A 16,385-nucleotide genomic window follows, 5' to 3' on the forward strand; every position below is an offset into this window, starting at 1 on the left:
CCCAATTTATTGCGCAATTTCAGCTCTCTCGTCACGGGCTAAATACCGGCGAACCAGTTTTTCCAGCTTTTTTGCTCCGAGTGGCGCCATGGCTTTGGTATGTTCGTGGCTGATCGCTTCGTCCGACAGGCCCTGTGCCATGTTGGTGATGGTTGAAATCCCCATCACACGCAGCCCCAGGAACCGGGAAAGAATCACCTCCGGCACCGTGGACATGCCCACCGCATCCGCACCCAGCGTGCGGATCGCGCGGATTTCGGCCGGGGTTTCAAACGAGGGGCCGGAATACCAGGCATAGATGCCCGGCTTCAGGGTGATGCCCTCATCATGTGCAATGCCCTCAAATGCGCGGCGCATATCCGCGTCATAGGCCCCGCCCATCGGCACGAAACGCGCGTCTGTCGGCTCGCCGATCAGCGGGTTGAGGCCGGAGAAGTTGATGTGATCCTCGATCAGCATCAGATCCCCCGGCGGGATGTCACGGCGCAGTGACCCGGCGGCGTTGGTCAGGATCAGCCGGTCAGCGCCCAGCGCCTTCAGCACCTCCAGCGGCAGGCGCATCACATCCGCCCGCCCGCTCTCATAATAATGCGCCCGCCCGCCAAAAACGGCGACGCGGGTGTCTTCGAGCTTGCCGATCACAAGGTGCGGATTGTGGCCGGACACGCCTGCATGGGGAAAACCGGGAAGCTCACTGTAAGGGATCGCCACCCCCTCAACCGCATCCGCAAGATGCCCCAGACCGGACCCCAGCACCAGGCCAAGCTCAACCGGTTCAGGGCCCGCAAGGTCGCGAATTTTCGCGGCAAGGGTGTCAGCGTTCCTTGACATAAGGTTCCCCCCCGGCTTTGGGCGGCACCGCCTTGCCGATAAAGCCTGCCAGAATGATCACGGTCAGGATATAGGGCAGGGCCTCCATGAATTGTGAGGGCAGGGTGATCGGCCCGATTTCCAGTTTTGGGTAGCGGATCGAGATTGCCTGGAGCAGGCCAAACAGCAGCGTGGCCCCCAGTGCCGGCACCGGCTTCCACTTGGCAAAGATCAGTGCGGCCAGGGCGATGAACCCGCGTCCCGCGCTCATTTCCTTGCCAAAGCCAGAGCTGAGACCGGTGGCCAGATAGATCCCGGCCAATCCGCACAGCGCCCCGGCAATCACCATCGCGATATAGCGCAGGCGGATCACCGAAACACCTGCCGTATCCACGGCCGCCGGGTTCTCTCCCACCGCGCGCAGGCGCAGGCCAAACCGGGTGCGGTAAAGCCCATACCAGGTGACCGGCACCAACAGCAGCGCCACATAGACCAGCAACGTATGGCCGGACAGCAGGTCGGAATAGATCGGCCCGAGATAAGGCACATCTTTCACCGCATCTGCAAACGGCAGGGGGATCGGGTCAAACCGCTCTGGCCCTTCAAGCGTGGGCGTACGTCCACCCAGCCCGAACCAGCTGTTGCCGACCAGCACGGTCAGGCCTGAGGCGAGGAAGTTCAGCGCGACCCCTGAGATCAGCTGATTGCCACGGAAGGTGATTGATGCCACGCCATGCACCAGCGAAAATCCGATCGAGACCATGATGCCCGCCAGCATCCCCCACCAGACCGAGTCGTAATGCGCAGCCACCGCCGCCGAGAAGAAGGCTGCCACAAGGATCTTGCCCTCAAGCCCGATGTCAAACACGCCGGACCGTTCCGAGATCAGACCCGCGAGGCAGGCCAGCAAAAGCGGGGTTGCCATGCGCAGAGCTGAATCGAGGATTTGGATGATGGTCAGAAAATCCATGACTTATGCCCCCTTTCGCTTGGCGGCGCGGATGAAGGCGCGCTCTACCGGGATGCGGATCATATTGTCGAGTGCGCCGGTGAACAGGATCACCAGACCCTGAATGACCAGAACCAGCTCACGCGGGATCGACATCCACAGGGCAAGCTCGCCGCCGCCCTGATACAGGAACCCAAAAAGAAGTGCGGCCAGCAGCACCCCAAACGGGTGGTTGCGCCCCATCAGCGCCACGGCGATGCCAATGAAGCCTGCCCCCTCGACCGAGTTCAGGATCAGCCGCTCGCTTTCGCCCATCGTGTTGTTGATCGACATCATCCCGGCCAGCCCTCCAGACAGCAGCATTGCGATCATGGTGATCTTGACCGGTGAGATCCCGGCATAGACCGATGCGCTCTGGCTTTGGCCAAAGGACCGGATCTCATACCCCAGGCGCGACCTGAACAGCAGCAGATAGACCGCCACACAGGCGATCAGGGCGATCAGGAAAGAGACGTTGACCGGGGCGGATTTGGAAAAGGCGATGCCCAAGGGCGACAGAATGTCGTGGAAAGTGGGCAGGTGGGTGGCTTCGGGGAACCGGGCGGAAGCCGGATCCATCGCGCCTTTCGGGCGCAATATGTTCACCAGAACATAGTTCAGAAGCGAGGCGGCAATGAAGTTGAACATGATCGTGGTGATCACGATATGGCTGCCGCGCTTTGCCTGCAGATAGGCCGGGATCACTGCCCAAAGCGCCCCGAACAGCGCGCCGCCCAGCATGGCAAACAGGATCGCCACCGACCAATGCGGGAAGGGGATGTAAAGGCACACCAGCGCCACGCCCAACCCGCCAAGCGCCGCTTGCCCTTCGCCGCCGATGTTGAACAGTGCGGCTTTGAAAGCAATCGACACAGCCAATCCGGTGAAGATGAAATTGGTGGCATAGTAAAGCGTATAGCCCCAGCCATAGCTTGACCCCAGCGCACCGGTGACCATCAGTTTGACGGCCTCAAACGGATCTTGCCCAATGGCGGCAATCACCGCCATGGACAGGGCAAAGGCCAGGGTCAGGTTCAGGGCAGGGATCAGGGCTACGTCCGCCCATTTCGGCATCTTGTCCATTATGCCTGCCCTCCGTTCCCGTTTTCGCCGGCCATCAGCAGGCCAAGCTCTTGTTCATTGGTCTCGGATGGCATCCGTTCCCCCATGATATGTCCATCAAACATCACGGCAATGCGGTCTGAGAGTGACAGGATTTCCTCAAGCTCCACCGACACCAGCAAGATCGCCTTGCCCTGATCGCGCAGGGCGACGATCTGTTGGTGAATGAACTCAATCGCACCAATATCCACACCGCGGGTCGGCTGACCGACCAAAAGCAGGTCCGGGTTGCGCTCGATCTCTCGTGCCACGATGATTTTTTGCTGGTTGCCGCCGGAAAAGCTCTTGGCCGCAAGGTTGGGGTGCGGCGGGCGCACGTCAAACCGGTCCATCTTGTCCTGCGTGATTTCAACCATCTTCGCATTGTCCATCAGGACCGGGTTTTTCTGGTATTCCGGGTCATCGTGATAGCCGAACACCATGTTCTGCCAGGCCGGAAACTCCATGATCAACCCGCGCGCCTGCCGGTCCTCCGGCACATGGGCAATGCCCCGCTGCCTGCGCGAGCGCGCATCGGATTTCTTGCCGGTCAGGTCCAGTTCCTGCCCGTTGAGGCGCACGGATCCGGTCGCCTGCGCATAGCCACCCAGAACTTCCATCAGCTCTGATTGGCCATTGCCGGACACACCTGCGATGCCAAGGATTTCGCCCGCGCGGATCGTCAGGTCGATGCCCTTGACGCGTTCGACCCCCTGCTCGTCCACCACGCGCAGGTTTTCGATTTCAAGGATCGGTTTGCCCGGTTGTGCGGGGATTTTATCCACTGACAACAACACCTTGCGGCCGACCATCATCTCGGCCAGCTTCTCGGGCGTGGTGTCTTTCGTTTTGACCGTATCGGTCATCTGTCCGCGCCGCATCACCGATACGGTGTCGGTATATTCCATGATTTCGCGCAGCTTGTGGGTGATCAGGATGATCGTTTTGCCCTGCGCCCGCAGCCCGTCGAGGATGCGGAACAGGTGGTCCGCCTCGGCGGGGGTCAAAACCCCGGTGGGTTCGTCCAGAATAAGAATGTCAGCCCGGCGATAGAGCGCCTTGAGGATCTCGACCCGCTGTTGTTTGCCCACGCCCAGATCTTCGATCAGAGCATCCGGGTCCACCCGCAGTTCATATTCCTCGGCCAGTGCCGTCAATTCGCGGCGGGCCTTGGCCAGTGATGGGCGCAAAAGCGGGCCATCCTCGACCCCAAGGATCACGTTTTCCAGAACCGAGAAGTTTTCGACCAGTTTGAAATGCTGAAACACCATGCCGATGCCGGCGCGAATGGCGGCCTGGCTGTCCGGGATCTGGGTTTCCTGCCCGTTGATGAATATCTGCCCCTTGTCGGCTTTGTAAAACCCGTAAAGGATGGACATCAGGGTGGATTTGCCCGCGCCGTTTTCGCCGATGATCCCGTGGATCGTGCCCGGCTGGACGGAAATCGAGATGTCCTTGTTCGCCTGCACCGGTCCGAACGCCTTGGAAATACCACGGAGTTCAATGGCCGGGGAACCTGAGGGGGCAGCAGTTGCCTGCTGCCCCGGTTCGTTTCGCTGTTCGCTCATGATCAGAAATCAAGCACCGGGCAGCTGTCATTGGTGTAGTAGCTGACCACGTCGATTTCGCCGGCGATGATCTTGGCTTTGGAGTTTTCCACCGCGTTTTTCATTTCAACACTCACCAGCGACGAGTTGTTTTCGTCCACCGAGTAGCCAACGCCGTTTTCGGCCAGACCCAGACGAATCTGAGTGCCGGTTTCAAGGTCGTCACCCGCTTTCATGGCTTCATACACAGCCACGTCCACGCGTTTCAGCATCGAGGTCAGAACCTTGCCCGGATGCAGGTGGTTCTGGTTCGAGTCAACGCCGATCGACAGAACGCCCTCAGCGTCCGCAGCCGCTTGCAGAACACCGATGCCGGTGCCACCTGCTGCGGCGTAGATGACGTCAGCGCCCTGGGCAACCTGTGCTTTCGCAAGCTCACCGCCGCGCACCGGGTCATTCCAGGCTGTCGGCGTGTTGCCGGTCATGTTGGCGACAATTTTGATGTCCGGATTGGTGGCCAGCGCGCCCTGGGCATAGCCACAGGCAAAGTGACGGATCAGCGGAACATCCATCCCACCGATAAAGCCGACAGTGCCGGATTTCGATGCCATGGCGGCCAGTTGACCGACCAGATAGCTGCCCTGATGCTCTTCAAAGGCGATCATCTGAACGTTGGCCGGAATTTCCGGCATGAACCCGTCGATATTGACGAATTTGGTGTCCGGGTAATCGGCCGCCACATTGGCAACCGGATCCGCCATGGCAAAGCCGGTGGTCACAATCGGGCTGGCACCCGCTTCGGCAAACCGGCGCAGGGCCTGTTCGCGCTGGGCTTCGGACTGCAGTTCGATTTCCAGATATTTGCCGCCGGTTTCATTCGCCCAGCGCTGGGCGCCACGGAACGCCGCTTCGTTGAAGGATTTGTCGAATTTGCCGCCCAGGTCGAAGATGACGGCCGGATCGGCCAGAGCCGCGCCAGCGGTCACGGCAACTGCGGCTGCAGCGCCTAGAAGGGTCTTCATCAGGGTCATGTGGTTCTCCCGTTATCAGTGTTGGGTCGCCCCCGGTCATTTTTTGACCAATTGGTGTGATTCCCATTTTCAGAGCGAGAAAGTCGCTGCGCAAGATCATCCGGGTTTTGGATCAGAGGGCAAGGGGAAGGCGACGGAATGACTGGGGAAAGCCGTGATTTGCGCTGTTTTTCGCGATGATTAACGTGGGGTCAATCGTTTCGCAATTGTTTCAGCATCCCGATGGCATCCTGTTTTTGACCATTTGGTCTATCGTAATAACCGACCCGGCGACCGGATTCGCGCCACCCCGCACCGCGATAAAGTGATAGCGCTGACACGTTATCAGCTGCAACTTCCAGAAACAGGTCTTGCGCCCCCCGCGCCGCACTTGCCGCCTCGAACCGGGCCAAAAGTGCGCGGCCCAGCCCCTGACCACGTGCCTCGGGCAGCACCGCGATGGTCAAAAGCTCGCTTTCGCCTGCAATTTCACGGCCAAGCGCAAACCCCTGCTCGGCCATCTCGGCAAAGACAAAAGGCGAGGCGAGCAGCTCTTCAAATTCCTGAGCGGACCAGTGTCGCATGTTGTCAAAACTGGCCGCATGGATCCGGGCAAGAACGGTGGGGTCAGGAACGATGCCGGACATCGCTCAGTCCAGAACAACCGGGGCCGGATCGCGTGGCGGGGCGGCATCGGCGGCGCGGATATAAAGCGGGGCGGGGCGGGCTTCGGGCATCTGCCAGCGCGTGGCGGCAATCCGGGCGATGGCGGATGCAGGGGAAAAGGCCGCGGGAGCATGGGGCAGGCCGGTCATCTCGGCGACTTCATCGGCCCGCTGGCCGATGCAGCAAAGGCCGGGCAGCGCCCAGTCCGATGCGTCCCCAATCGGCACCAGTTCCGGACCCCGGTTGTTGCCCGTCGCAAAACGCTGAAGATACAGGTGATCGCGCCGGGCATCGAGGCAGGCCAGAACCGGCCCCGCCGCCCCGAAGGCCAGACATTCAAGCAAGGACACCCCGATGGCCGGTTTGCCCAAAGACAGCGCAAGCCCGCGCGCGGCAGCCACGGAAATGCGAATGCCGGTGAAATTGCCGGGTCCAATGCCCACCCCAATCGCCTGCAGCTCGCGCCAGTCTGCCCCGCCGTCCTGCAGGACCTCGTCCAGCAGTGGCATCAGCCGTTCTGCCTGGCCCTTGGCCATTTCTTCATGACGGCTGGCAACAATCACGTCCCCGCGCAGCAAAGCGGCCGCGCAATGCGCGGCCGATGTGTCAAACGCAAGGATCAATGGCTCAGGCGGCAACGGGGCGCACCTCGATCACTTCCGGGATGTAATGCTTGAGCAGGTTCTCGATGCCCATTTTCAGGGTCAGGGTCGAGGAGGGGCAGCCCGCACAGGCGCCTTGCATGTGGAGATAAACAATGCCGCGCTCGAAACCGTGGAAGGTGATGTCCCCTCCATCCTGGGCCACGGCAGGACGAACACGGGTGTCCAGAAGCTCTTTGATCTGCTCCACGATCTCGGCATCTTCACCCGTGTGCTCCGCATGTCCGGACGCGGCCTGACCATCCGCCTCCATCACGGCAGCTCCGGATTGGAAATGCTCCATGATCGCCCCGAGAATGGCGGGCTTCACATGGTCCCACTCGACCGCATCCGCTTTGGTGACGGTCACGAAATCGGCTCCGAAGAAGACGCCGGTCACCCCGTTCACGGTAAAGATACGGCGCGCAAGCGGTGAGGCCTCGGCCGCTTCTTTCGATGGGAAATCAGCCGTGCCCGCACCCAGAACATCCTGTCCGGGAAGGAATTTCAGCGTGGCGGGGTTTGGTGTGGATTCGGTCTGGATAAACATGGCGCACCTTTCGGAAACGTTCCGGGCTGTACAGATCGGGCAGAGCCGGAACATAAGAGTTGCAATGGATATGCGCCTGAGGGGCAAAACTGTCAAGGTTTGGTGCTGCTACGCACTGACACGGCGCTCTCGCCACGTTGCTCCGCCGCCGCGACCGGTGGCTCACGTTGTGAGCCTGCCAGGGGCGCTGCCCCTCGCGAGACAAGCTCGCTCACCCCGGGATATTTGAGGCAAGAGGAAAAGAGCACCTACCATCTTCCTCTTGCCCCAAATATCCTGGGGGAGAGCCAAAGGCTCGGGGGCAAAGCCCCCAGCGCGGCGCGCAGCGGCGCAGGCAGGAATGAACCGAGCGCTGCGAGGCCACGCCCAAGCCTGTCGCCCGACAGGGCGTAAGGGCGCGGGAGCGCGTGGTGATCAGAGCGGCCAGAAGAGCAGGATTGCGGGGATCGAAATTGCCACCACAAGAAGTTCCAGTGGCAGACCCATGCGCCAGTAATCGCCGAAGCGATACCCTCCGGGTCCAAGGATCAGCGTGTTGTTTTTGTGACCGATCGGGGTGAGGAAGGCGCAGCTTGCGGCCACGGCCACGGCCATCAGGAACGGGTCGGGGTTCTTGCCCAGGGCGTCTGCCATTTGGATGCCGACAGGTGCGGCGACAATTGTGGTGGCTGTATTGTTCAGCACATCCGAAAGCGTCATGGTCACAACCATCAAAACGGTCAATACTGCCCAGGCGGGCAGGCCCTGCGTGATCCCCACCAATGTTCCGGCGATCAGCTCGGTCCCGCCGGATGTTTCCAGCGCGGCGCCCAGTGGGATCATGGAGCCCAGCAACACGACGACGGGCCATTCGATATGGTCATAGATATCCGCAAGGGGCAGGATTTTCATCAGCACATAGCCAATCACCACCAGCCCGAGCGCCACCGGCAGGTAAACCAGCCCGAAGCTTGCCGCTGCAACCGCACCCGCAAACAGGCCAATGGCCCACCAGACCTTTTCATCCTGCGTCACGGTCAGGCCACGTTCCGCCAGCGGCAGGCAGCCCAGCCATTCGATCACATCCGCCTCTTTGCCTGCGGGCACAAGCAGGAGCAGGATGTCGCCCGGCATGATCTCGGTCTTGCGCACCTGTTTGGTGATCTGTTTGCCCGCGCGCGAAATTCCCATCAAGACCGTGCTGCGCCGCCAGCCCAGCCCGATGGCCTGAGCGGTTTTTCTGGCAATGCGGGCGGTTTCCGGCACCACGACTTCGATTTTCGAAAGCCCCGCCCCTTCGGCGGTCAGCTTCTCTTGCCGCGCCTCCTCGGCAAAGGCCAGGCCAAGGGCGGTGCGAAATTCATCCAGCGCCTCGGGGCGGGCCTCAAGCACAAGCGCATCCCCCGCCGCCAGCATCGTGTTGCGCTGGGTGCCATAGCGGCGCTTGCCGTCCCGCACCAGGCCAAGGATGGCGACGTCGTTTTTCTCGGCCGCCTCCAGCAGCTCTTTCAGGCGTTTGCCGATATGTTTGCTGTCTTCCGGCACGGTCAGTTCCGCGACATAGTTCCCTGCGTCCGCCATTGGATCGCGGGCGGCCTCGCTGCTGGCGGGTTGTGGGATCAGGCGCCAGCCGACAAGTGCCACGAAGATCAGCCCGGCCAGCGCGGTCACGCCCCCCACCGGGGCAAAATCGAACATGTGAAATGGCTCACCCATGGCGTCGCCACGAATGGACGCGATGATGATATTTGGTGGAGTGCCGATCAGCGTGACCATGCCGCCAAGGATCGTGGCAAAGGACAAAGGCATCAAAGACAGGCCCGGCGCGCGCCCCGCCTTTCGCGCCGTCTGCATGTCCACGGGCATCAACAGCGCAAGGGCCGCCACGTTGTTCATGAACGCCGACAGCACCCCGCCAACCGCGCCCATCAGCGTGATATGCGCCCCCAGCGAGCGGCTTGCATCCACCAGCGTGCGGGTGATCAGGAACACAGCGCCCGAGCGCACCAGCCCGGCCGAAACCACAAGCACCAGCGCCACCACCAGCGTGGCCGGGTGGCCAAAGCCGGAAAAGGCATCCTTGGTGGGCACCACCCCCAGCACCACCCCCAGCATCAGGGCGGCAAAAGCCACGAGGTCATAGCGGAACCGGCCCCATAACAGCAGGGCAAAGACGGCGGCGAAAAGCGAAAAGAGAATGATCTGATCTGTGGTCATGCTTTAGGGATACTGTGCATTGACCTCGGGGGGAAGTTCTGACCACGGGGAAAATGCGCGTCGGGTCGGCAGGTTAGCCAAACAGCACCGGATAAAGCGATGCCACCAGAAGGGCTGCCATGGTCACGTTGAAGGCGGTAAGGCGGGCCGGGTTGGTCAGGACGCGGCGGATCTGCTGGCCGAGCAGGGTCCAGACCGACACGGAGGGCAGGTTCACCGCGCCGAAAATCAGCGCCACCACCAGCACCGCCTGCAAGGTCCGATCCGGCGCATAGGCTGAAATCGCCGTCAGCGCCATGGCCCAGGCCTTGGGATTGACCCACTGAAAGGCCGCAGCCTGCAGAAATGTCATCGGGGTGCCACCCGCCTGTCCCGGCCCCTGTCCCGCTCCTTTACCTGGGGCGCCAGCATGTGCGATTTTCCAGGCAAGCCACAGAAGATAGGCGACCGACAGCCCCTTCAGCACCGTGTAGCTCACCGGAACCGCGTCAAACACCTGCATCAGCCCCGCGCCCACCAGCACAATCATCACGGTGAAACCGATGCCAATGCCCAGCATATGCGGGATGGTGCGGTGAAAGCCGAAATTCGCCCCGGAGGACATCAGCATCAGGTTGTTCGGCCCCGGCGTGATCGAGGACACGAAGGCAAAGGCGAGGAAGGCAGTGAAGAGGTCAAGTGTCATGGAGCTAACCCGTGGGCATCCTGTTGTCCTCTCAAGTGTTGGGCAATTCAGGCGCTTTGGAATTGCAAAATTGTGCATTTTACCGCTATCTTCACAATCAATGACGAGTTTTGACCAGATCAACCGCAAGATATTGCGCGAACTATCCCGCGACGGGCGCCTGCCCAATACCGAGCTTGCCGATCGCGTGGGCCTGTCGCCCTCGGCCTGCCTGCGCCGGGTGCAGGAACTGGAACGGGCAGGGGTGATCAAGGGCTATCGCGCCGTGCTGGACCCGGCGGCGATGGGCCACGGATTTGCCGCCTATGTGACCGTGGGGCTGAACACCCATACCAAGGCAGCACAGGATGCGTTTGAACGGGCCATGACCCGGTATGACGAGGTGCGCGAGTGTCACAATATCACCGGCACTGTGGAATATCTGCTCAGGGTCGAGACCGAGGATCTTGCGAGCTACAAGCTCTTTCACACCGAAAAGCTGGGCACGCTGCCACAGGTGCAGCAGATCGTGACCCATGTGGTGATGGGCTCCCCCAAGGATGAGCGGGCGTGACTGGCGGCTCTCCACCGTCGCGCCCTTCAGTTGACAGGCTCGTGAGTGGCTCAAACCTTCAAATCATCCTGTGCCTCCGGCGGGGATATTTGGAACAAGAAAAAAGCCGTAATTTCATTTTCTGGTCAGAAATATCCCGGGGTGAGGACGCAGTCCGAGGGGCAGCGCCCCTGACCCGAGCATCGCGAGGCCACCGATAGCGGGCTTGAGTGTGAGCGAAAGCCCCCCTTGCCCCTTCTCACCCCGATAGGGTATTGAACGCGTCAACTGATACACGCATGCAATGATTTACGGAGATCACCATGGCTGGCCACTCAAAATGGGCAAATATCCAACACCGCAAAGGTCGCCAGGACGCCGCCCGCTCGAAACTCTTTTCCAAGCTTGCCAAGGAAATCACCGTGGCCGCCAAGATGGGCGACCCGGACCCGGACAAGAACCCGCGCCTGCGCATGGCCGTCAAGGAAGCCAAGTCGCAATCGGTGCCGAAGGATGTAATTGACCGCGCGATCAAGAAGGCGATCGGTGGCGAGGCCGAGAATTACGACGAAATCCGCTATGAAGGCTATGGGCCCAACGGTGTGGCGGTGATTGTCGAGGCGATGACCGACAACAAGAACCGCACCGCGTCGACCGTGCGCTCGACCTTTTCGAAAAACGGCGGCAACCTGGGCGAAACCGGCTCGGTCGGTTTCATGTTCGACCGCAAGGGCGAAGTGATCTATCCCGCCTCGGTGGGGGACGCTGACACCGTGATGGAAGCGGCGATTGAAGCCGGGGCCGAGGATTGCGAAAGCGATGAGGAAAACCACCGCATCACCTGCGCCGATACCGACCTGAACGAAGTGGCCACCGCGCTGGAGGCCGCGCTGGGCGAGACGGAATCGACCAAGCTGATCTGGCAGCCGAACATCACCACCGAGCTGGATCTGGAGAGCATGCAGAAGCTGATGAAACTGGTGGACGCGCTTGAAGATGACGATGACGTGCAGCGCGTCACCACCAATTTCGAAGCCTCGGACGAGGTGCTGGCGCAGCTCTAAGCCGCCTCAGATCAAAGATGAAAACCCCGGCCATTGGTCGGGGTTTTTTTGTTTTGGGGCAGTATCCTTGCAGGAAGCGGGTATGGCGTTGTTAAGCGCACCGCACATACCTGTCCTTCATGCCTATTGTGCGAAGGTTCTGAAAGAACCCAATTTAATGGATGCTGCATGTCTTACAAATGACAGCTTTTAATCACCCGCGTGTCCTGGCGCCCGTTTCCAGCGTTGATCGGCCTTCGTCGGCAATCAAGTTAGCGGGCACCAGTTCGGGCGTCGAATTGCCGAAGAGCTTTTTTTAGACCACGATTGGACATTCGGACTACAATAGACTGTTCAGTAACGTTTAATATCCGCGCCTGGGAGCGATCAATAAGTATGACGAAATGCCCGCGATCACCTCGATTGTGGACCACAATATTGTGCCCGTTATTCGAAGACACATTGTCAAGAAGAAGGTGGAGTGCAGTGACCTCTTGAGGAGAAAAGTCAGGTACCCTTTCGAGCAAAAGCGCTGCGATCACCCCCAGACGTTCATTATGTGCTTGGCGGCAGCTCTCTTCTATCGTTTCTTTCGTTTCTTTGCTCAACCCGTAGCCGGACTTAATCAATGCAATGAGCTGCTCCTCTGTCTCAATTGACCTATTCTTTATTTCCGGGGCGACGAGGAGCCGGTTGGCCACTTCCATTCCGTTTAGGATAGCTTCCTTCCCCTGCTCTGTTCGCACCGCAATTCCCCAGATCACGGTCTGTAGGCCGAGAATACTTGCGAAATGGCCCGGCCGCACACCAATGAGTTGCTGTCCCGTCATGGACAGTATGGCGTGGGCAAAACCCGCCAGTTGAGTGTTCTCGATCAGGGCCTGCAAGCGGAGTGCTTCACGATCTCGAACACGTTGACTGCGGACGCTATCTGGTTTCAGGAATTGTTCCAACTTTGCAGTGTACACCGCATCCGGCACCACCCGCACACGAGGCAGAAGCCATGCGTTGATCATTGAGTGATAGTTAGCATGCGCTGCGAAAAACCGAGCATCAAGTGCGTCCAACGCAGACTTTTCCATCTCTGGCGCTTTAACCAGCGCGGCAAGACATTCGGCCAACTCCGTCAAGCCTGCACTCTTCAACCCGTTCTGCGCATGAGCCAGCGTCATCGGGTCCATCTTGGAGTTGTGCCGGAACTGAGAATGACCTCCATTGCATACTTGAGAGTAATAGTAGTCGGCATTGTAAACCTGCGGAGCTTCCTTTGCGATCTCATCTGCGGTGTAGGCACCTCGATTGCGGGCGGCGTTTACCCAGCTGACCACTGATCCAACGAGGGCATAGTCCTTTGCATCTTGGGCAACCACAGAGGCAGGAACAAAAATATCGTGTCTGCGGTGGAAGAATTTAGAAAAATAGCGAAACATCTGATTGCTATCCTAAATGAAGTGATGAATTAGAAAATTAAGATGAAATGCTAACGTGCAAGACGTGTTGATGGTAGAAATAAACTGACGCTGCCGCGAAGAAATCGGGGATATTTGGGAACCAATACCCCCTTTGGCATAACACACGCCCGCAATGCGTATTTGATCTGAGGCATGAAGTGGCGCCAAAAGACGCCACTTCAACAGTTTGCGTGCATTCCGGGCAAAGCCAGAGCGTCAGGTTTCTGGTGAGGCGTCACAGGTGGCCTGTGCGAAATCCCCTGAATACCCGCCGTCTTCAAGCCTGTGCTGGGTCTGCCTGATCTGCTCCAGAAGCGCGACCGCGTCGGGATCTTCCGACCCCTGCCCGAAACGCTCGAAATTCACCAGCTCCTCCAGCGGCAGACGCGGACGCCAGCCCGCGGATTGCAGCTCGGGCCGGTCAAAGAAATGTGACACATAGCCAAGGCACAGATAGGCCACGGGGACCACGCGGTCGGGAATATTGAGCACCTCACGCAGGCGGGTGTGGTCCAGAATACTGACCCAGCCAAGCCCCAGCCCTTCGGCGCGCGCTGCCAGCCACAGGTTCTGCACCGCGCAGACGCTGCTATAGACATCCATAACCGGTTCATGGGTGCGCCCGATCACCACAGGCCCGGCGCGGTCCTTGTCGCAGGTGATGCAGATATTGACCGGGCTTTCCAGGATCCCTTCCAGTTTCAACCAGCGATAGGTGTCGCGGTTGGCGCCTTCGAACATCTCTGCCGCTTCCCCATGGGCGGTTTCGAACAAATCATGGACCTTGCGCTTGGTGTCGTCCTCACGGATCACGACAAAATTCCAAGGCTGCATGAACCCCACCGAAGGCGCGTAATGCGCGGCCATCAGCACGCGGGTCAGCACGTCATCCGGGATCGGATCGGGGCGGAACTGTCCGCGCACATCGCGCCGGGTAAAGATGGTCTTGTAAAGCGCCTCGCGCTCTGCCGTGTCAAAACAATTGTCAAAAGATGTTTGTGGGTTGGCCATATCCATATCATTCCCCTTGATGGATGCCCTTGCCCCGTTGTCCACACGGCGCAGTATGATTTTCAGGCCGGTCTTCTGACTCAGGTTCCTCCCGACCGCGTCCTTCCCAGAGCAAGCTCCAGTGGATCGTTGCGGCCAGTCCCCTTTACAGCGTTGGGCACGTGGCAGGGTTGCACTGCCTTCCCGATTCTCCGCTTCAGTCGCCAACCCCTTGCGCGGTCGGCCGCATCAGCAGCACCTGAAAATGATGTGTGCCGGGGCCACCCCGGCGGGTCAGTTGTAGGAAGCCCGCGCTCCGCAGGCAATCCGTTTTTCGACCAGATGTGCCGCGAAAACGCCGTGGCGGCGGATCACTCCTCGACCAGACCACTGACATAAAGCGCAACCGCGTTGATCTCCAGCTCGGTCAGGTTCTTGGCCACCGAATGCATGATCGCGCTGTCATTTGTGCGCGAGCGATCCTCAAACGCCATCAGCTGTTCCACCACGTAATGGCGGTGCTGGCCGGCCAGCCGTGGCAGGGAGGCATCGCCTGCTGCAAATTCCCCGTGGCAATCGGCGCAGGGCGGGATTTTGGTATACTCATTGCCCTCGTGATAGATGTAATAGCCCACCGCCTCCAGCGCCTGTTTCGACGAGCGCACCCGGTGTTTGAGCGGCGGCTGCGCCGAGTAATATTGCGCCAGTGCCGTGATCTGCGCATCTGACAGGTTTTCGGCCATGCCGTTCATGATGTCGCTTTCCCGCGTGCCGTCGCGGAAATTGCGCAGCTGTTTCTCGATATAGTCGCGGTTCTGCGCGGCGAGGCGCGGATACATCCGGCTCGACGCCTCACCCTCTGCACCATGGCAATGCGAACAGACATCATTGCGCAGCTCGGTGATATCCGTGGTGTCCTCGGCCCAGAGTGGCGATGTGGCGAGCGTGAACGCGGTCAAGAGGAAAGGCATCAGACGCATGGTGGCTCCTGTTGGCAGGTTTTGCGCGCAGGCGGCGCGGGGTGATGCAAACATAGCGCCCGGACCGGCCGGGGGCAGGTCGCAAATTGCCACACCAATGCACAGGGCGCGCGGGAAGGGGCACGGGAGGGGTGGCGGCGAAGGTGGCCGCGCGGGTTTCCCTTGCCAAGCCGGGTGCAATCCGATCATGTCCCCCCATGACGCGCAGCAGCCCCACCCCCAACCCGGCGCCAAACCGACCGCCAAACAGGGCCCTGTCCGGCATCCTGTGGATGCTGGCCGCGGGGCTGATGTTTGTGGCGATGAATGCAATGGTGAAACATGTGGGGCAGAGCCTGCCCTCGACCCAGGCTGCGTTTTTGCGCTTTCTGTTTGGGCTGATCTTCGTGGCCCCCGCGCTGGGGCGCATCGCGCAGACGCGGTTTGACCGGCGCAGCTGGACGCTGTTTCTGGCGCGGGCGGTGGTGCATACGATGGCGGTGCTGTGCTGGTTTTACGCCATGACCCAGATCACCGTGGCCGAGGTGACGGCGATGAACTACCTCAACCCGATCTACGTCATGCTGGGGGCGGCCCTCTTTTTGGGGGAGAGTGTTTCGTGGCGACGGATGAGTGCGGTGGGGGTGGCCTTCCTCGGCGTTCTGGTGATCCTGCGCCCGGGGGTACGAGAGCTTGGCCCGGGGCATCTTGCGATGATCTTTACCGCAATCGGACTGGGAGGGTCCTACCTGATTGCAAAGCGGCTGTCGTCGATTACCTCGGCGGCGGTGGTGGTGGCGATGATGTCGCTGACCGTGACCGTGGCCCTGGCGCCCTTTGCCTGGATGGTCTGGGTCACGCCCAGCGGGATACAGCTGGCCTGGCTGGTGGCGGTGGCGGGTTTTGCCACCGGCGGTCACTATGCCATGTCGCGCGCCTTTGCCGAGGCCCCTGTATCAGTCACCCAACCGGTGGCATTTCTGCAGATCATCTGGGCGGTGATCATGGGATATGCGCTTTTTGACGAACCGGTGGATGGATGGGTGATCGCCGGTGCCGCGATGATCATGTCCGCGGTCAGCTATATCACCTGGCGTGAAGCAATGCTGAAACGGCGCAGCTCTCAGGCGGGCGTCACGCCTTCCTGACCTCGGCGTTTTTCCCCCGGCCCGACCAGAAGGGCACCTGCGGTGCGCTTGATGCCTCGCCACCGGCT

16 protein-coding genes and 1 riboswitch are annotated in these 16,385 nt (G+C 60.4%); of the genes, 3 read left to right on the forward strand and 13 right to left on the reverse strand.

Annotated elements, in window-relative coordinates; translation table 11 throughout:
- Positions 1 to 6: 6 nt before the first annotated feature.
- The 10 genes from XMD517_RS13900 to XMD517_RS13945 form a co-directional block, all read right to left on the reverse strand.
- Positions 7 to 831, reverse strand: a complete 825-nt coding sequence (locus tag XMD517_RS13900) for a purine-nucleoside phosphorylase (protein ID WP_173485178.1) — start codon at positions 829 to 831, stop codon at positions 7 to 9.
- On the reverse strand, positions 815 to 1,780 hold the full coding sequence (locus XMD517_RS13905) for an ABC transporter permease (protein WP_173485179.1): 966 nt from the start codon (positions 1,778 to 1,780) through the stop codon (positions 815 to 817). The genes XMD517_RS13900 and XMD517_RS13905 overlap by 17 nt, the downstream gene beginning before the upstream one ends.
- A gap of 3 nt (positions 1,781 to 1,783) precedes the next feature.
- On the reverse strand, positions 1,784 to 2,881 hold the full coding sequence (locus tag XMD517_RS13910) for an ABC transporter permease (protein ID WP_173485180.1): 1,098 nt from the start codon (positions 2,879 to 2,881) through the stop codon (positions 1,784 to 1,786).
- The gene (locus tag XMD517_RS13915) at positions 2,881 to 4,467 is read right to left on the reverse strand and encodes an ABC transporter ATP-binding protein (RefSeq protein ID WP_173487945.1); all 1,587 of its coding nucleotides are present in this window, start codon (positions 4,465 to 4,467) and stop codon (positions 2,881 to 2,883) included. Before XMD517_RS13915 ends, XMD517_RS13910 begins: the two co-directional genes overlap by 1 nt.
- Positions 4,468 to 4,469: 2 nt before the next feature.
- On the reverse strand, positions 4,470 to 5,477 hold the full coding sequence (locus XMD517_RS13920) for a BMP family protein (RefSeq protein WP_173485182.1): 1,008 nt from the start codon (positions 5,475 to 5,477) through the stop codon (positions 4,470 to 4,472).
- 191 nt (positions 5,478 to 5,668) lie between these two features.
- Positions 5,669 to 6,103 (reverse strand): GNAT family N-acetyltransferase, encoded by a 435-nt coding sequence (locus XMD517_RS13925; protein ID WP_173485183.1) that lies wholly within the window; start codon positions 6,101 to 6,103, stop codon positions 5,669 to 5,671.
- A gap of 3 nt (positions 6,104 to 6,106) precedes the next feature.
- Entirely contained in the window at positions 6,107 to 6,760 is a 654-nt protein-coding gene (gene tsaB, locus XMD517_RS13930; RefSeq protein WP_173485184.1) for a tRNA (adenosine(37)-N6)-threonylcarbamoyltransferase complex dimerization subunit type 1 TsaB, read from the reverse strand.
- Entirely contained in the window at positions 6,750 to 7,313 is a 564-nt protein-coding gene (locus XMD517_RS13935) for a NifU family protein (protein ID WP_173485185.1), read from the reverse strand. Before XMD517_RS13935 ends, tsaB begins: the two co-directional genes overlap by 11 nt.
- Before the next feature lie 414 nt (positions 7,314 to 7,727).
- On the reverse strand, positions 7,728 to 9,509 hold the full coding sequence (locus tag XMD517_RS13940; RefSeq protein ID WP_173485186.1) for an SLC13 family permease: 1,782 nt from the start codon (positions 9,507 to 9,509) through the stop codon (positions 7,728 to 7,730).
- A gap of 73 nt (positions 9,510 to 9,582) precedes the next feature.
- Positions 9,583 to 10,194 carry a LysE family translocator gene (locus XMD517_RS13945; protein ID WP_173485187.1) on the reverse strand — a complete coding sequence of 204 codons (612 nt, stop codon included), beginning with the start codon at positions 10,192 to 10,194 and terminating at the stop codon, positions 9,583 to 9,585.
- Between the two features lie 100 nt (positions 10,195 to 10,294).
- On the opposite strand from XMD517_RS13945, the gene XMD517_RS13950 reads away from it, so the two are divergent.
- Both XMD517_RS13950 and XMD517_RS13955 read left to right on the forward strand, forming a co-directional pair.
- Positions 10,295 to 10,747, forward strand: a complete 453-nt coding sequence (locus XMD517_RS13950; protein WP_173485188.1) for an Lrp/AsnC family transcriptional regulator — start codon at positions 10,295 to 10,297, stop codon at positions 10,745 to 10,747.
- 302 nt (positions 10,748 to 11,049) lie between these two features.
- Positions 11,050 to 11,790 (forward strand): YebC/PmpR family DNA-binding transcriptional regulator, encoded by a 741-nt coding sequence (locus XMD517_RS13955; protein WP_173485189.1) that lies wholly within the window; start codon positions 11,050 to 11,052, stop codon positions 11,788 to 11,790.
- 251 nt (positions 11,791 to 12,041) lie between these two features.
- On the opposite strand, the gene XMD517_RS13960 is transcribed toward XMD517_RS13955, so the two are convergent.
- The 3 genes from XMD517_RS13960 to XMD517_RS13970 all read right to left on the reverse strand — a co-directional run bounded on the left by XMD517_RS13960 (position 12,042) and on the right by XMD517_RS13970 (position 15,190).
- Positions 12,042 to 13,199, reverse strand: coding sequence for a DUF4375 domain-containing protein (locus tag XMD517_RS13960; protein WP_173485190.1), 1,158 nt, complete (start codon positions 13,197 to 13,199; stop codon positions 12,042 to 12,044).
- A 237-nt stretch (positions 13,200 to 13,436) separates the two neighbouring features.
- Entirely contained in the window at positions 13,437 to 14,231 is a 795-nt protein-coding gene (gene bluB / locus XMD517_RS13965) for a 5,6-dimethylbenzimidazole synthase (protein WP_217360436.1), read from the reverse strand.
- A gap of 47 nt (positions 14,232 to 14,278) precedes the next feature.
- Positions 14,279 to 14,483: riboswitch (cobalamin riboswitch) on the reverse strand.
- Between the two features lie 98 nt (positions 14,484 to 14,581).
- Positions 14,582 to 15,190: a cytochrome c gene (locus XMD517_RS13970; RefSeq protein ID WP_173485192.1), complete on the reverse strand. Its 609-nt coding sequence runs from the start codon at positions 15,188 to 15,190 to the stop codon at positions 14,582 to 14,584.
- Positions 15,191 to 15,387: 197 nt separating this feature from the next.
- On the opposite strand from XMD517_RS13970, the gene XMD517_RS13975 reads away from it, so the two are divergent.
- Positions 15,388 to 16,317, forward strand: a complete 930-nt coding sequence (locus XMD517_RS13975; protein ID WP_254449619.1) for a DMT family transporter — start codon at positions 15,388 to 15,390, stop codon at positions 16,315 to 16,317.
- Positions 16,318 to 16,385: the final 68 nt, after the last annotated feature.

Origin of the sequence: Aliiroseovarius sp. xm-d-517, assembly GCF_013283135.1 — a bacterium.
GTDB lineage: Bacteria > Pseudomonadota > Alphaproteobacteria > Rhodobacterales > Rhodobacteraceae > Aliiroseovarius > Aliiroseovarius crassostreae.

Excerpts from the sequence above, each read along its gene's own strand:
- XMD517_RS13900 (WP_173485178.1), bottom strand. The coding sequence starts at position 831 with ATGTCAAGGAACGCTGACACCCTTGCCGCGAAAATTCGCGACCTTGCG.
- XMD517_RS13905 (WP_173485179.1), bottom strand. The coding sequence starts at position 1,780 with ATGGATTTTCTGACCATCATCCAAATCCTCGATTCAGCTCTGCGCATG.
- XMD517_RS13910 (WP_173485180.1), bottom strand. The coding sequence starts at position 2,881 with ATGGACAAGATGCCGAAATGGGCGGACGTAGCCCTGATCCCTGCCCTG.
- XMD517_RS13915 (WP_173487945.1), bottom strand. The coding sequence starts at position 4,467 with ATGAGCGAACAGCGAAACGAACCGGGGCAGCAGGCAACTGCTGCCCCC.
- XMD517_RS13920 (WP_173485182.1), bottom strand. The coding sequence starts at position 5,477 with ATGACCCTGATGAAGACCCTTCTAGGCGCTGCAGCCGCAGTTGCCGTG.
- XMD517_RS13925 (WP_173485183.1), bottom strand. The coding sequence starts at position 6,103 with ATGTCCGGCATCGTTCCTGACCCCACCGTTCTTGCCCGGATCCATGCG.
- XMD517_RS13935 (WP_173485185.1), bottom strand. The coding sequence starts at position 7,313 with ATGTTTATCCAGACCGAATCCACACCAAACCCCGCCACGCTGAAATTC.
- XMD517_RS13940 (WP_173485186.1), bottom strand. The coding sequence starts at position 9,509 with ATGACCACAGATCAGATCATTCTCTTTTCGCTTTTCGCCGCCGTCTTT.
- XMD517_RS13945 (WP_173485187.1), bottom strand. The coding sequence starts at position 10,194 with ATGACACTTGACCTCTTCACTGCCTTCCTCGCCTTTGCCTTCGTGTCC.
- XMD517_RS13950 (WP_173485188.1), top strand. The coding sequence starts at position 10,295 with ATGACGAGTTTTGACCAGATCAACCGCAAGATATTGCGCGAACTATCC.
- XMD517_RS13955 (WP_173485189.1), top strand. The coding sequence starts at position 11,050 with ATGGCTGGCCACTCAAAATGGGCAAATATCCAACACCGCAAAGGTCGC.
- XMD517_RS13960 (WP_173485190.1), bottom strand. The coding sequence starts at position 13,199 with ATGTTTCGCTATTTTTCTAAATTCTTCCACCGCAGACACGATATTTTT.
- bluB (WP_217360436.1), bottom strand. The coding sequence starts at position 14,231 with ATGGCCAACCCACAAACATCTTTTGACAATTGTTTTGACACGGCAGAG.
- XMD517_RS13970 (WP_173485192.1), bottom strand. The coding sequence starts at position 15,190 with ATGCGTCTGATGCCTTTCCTCTTGACCGCGTTCACGCTCGCCACATCG.
- XMD517_RS13975 (WP_254449619.1), top strand. The coding sequence starts at position 15,388 with ATGACGCGCAGCAGCCCCACCCCCAACCCGGCGCCAAACCGACCGCCA.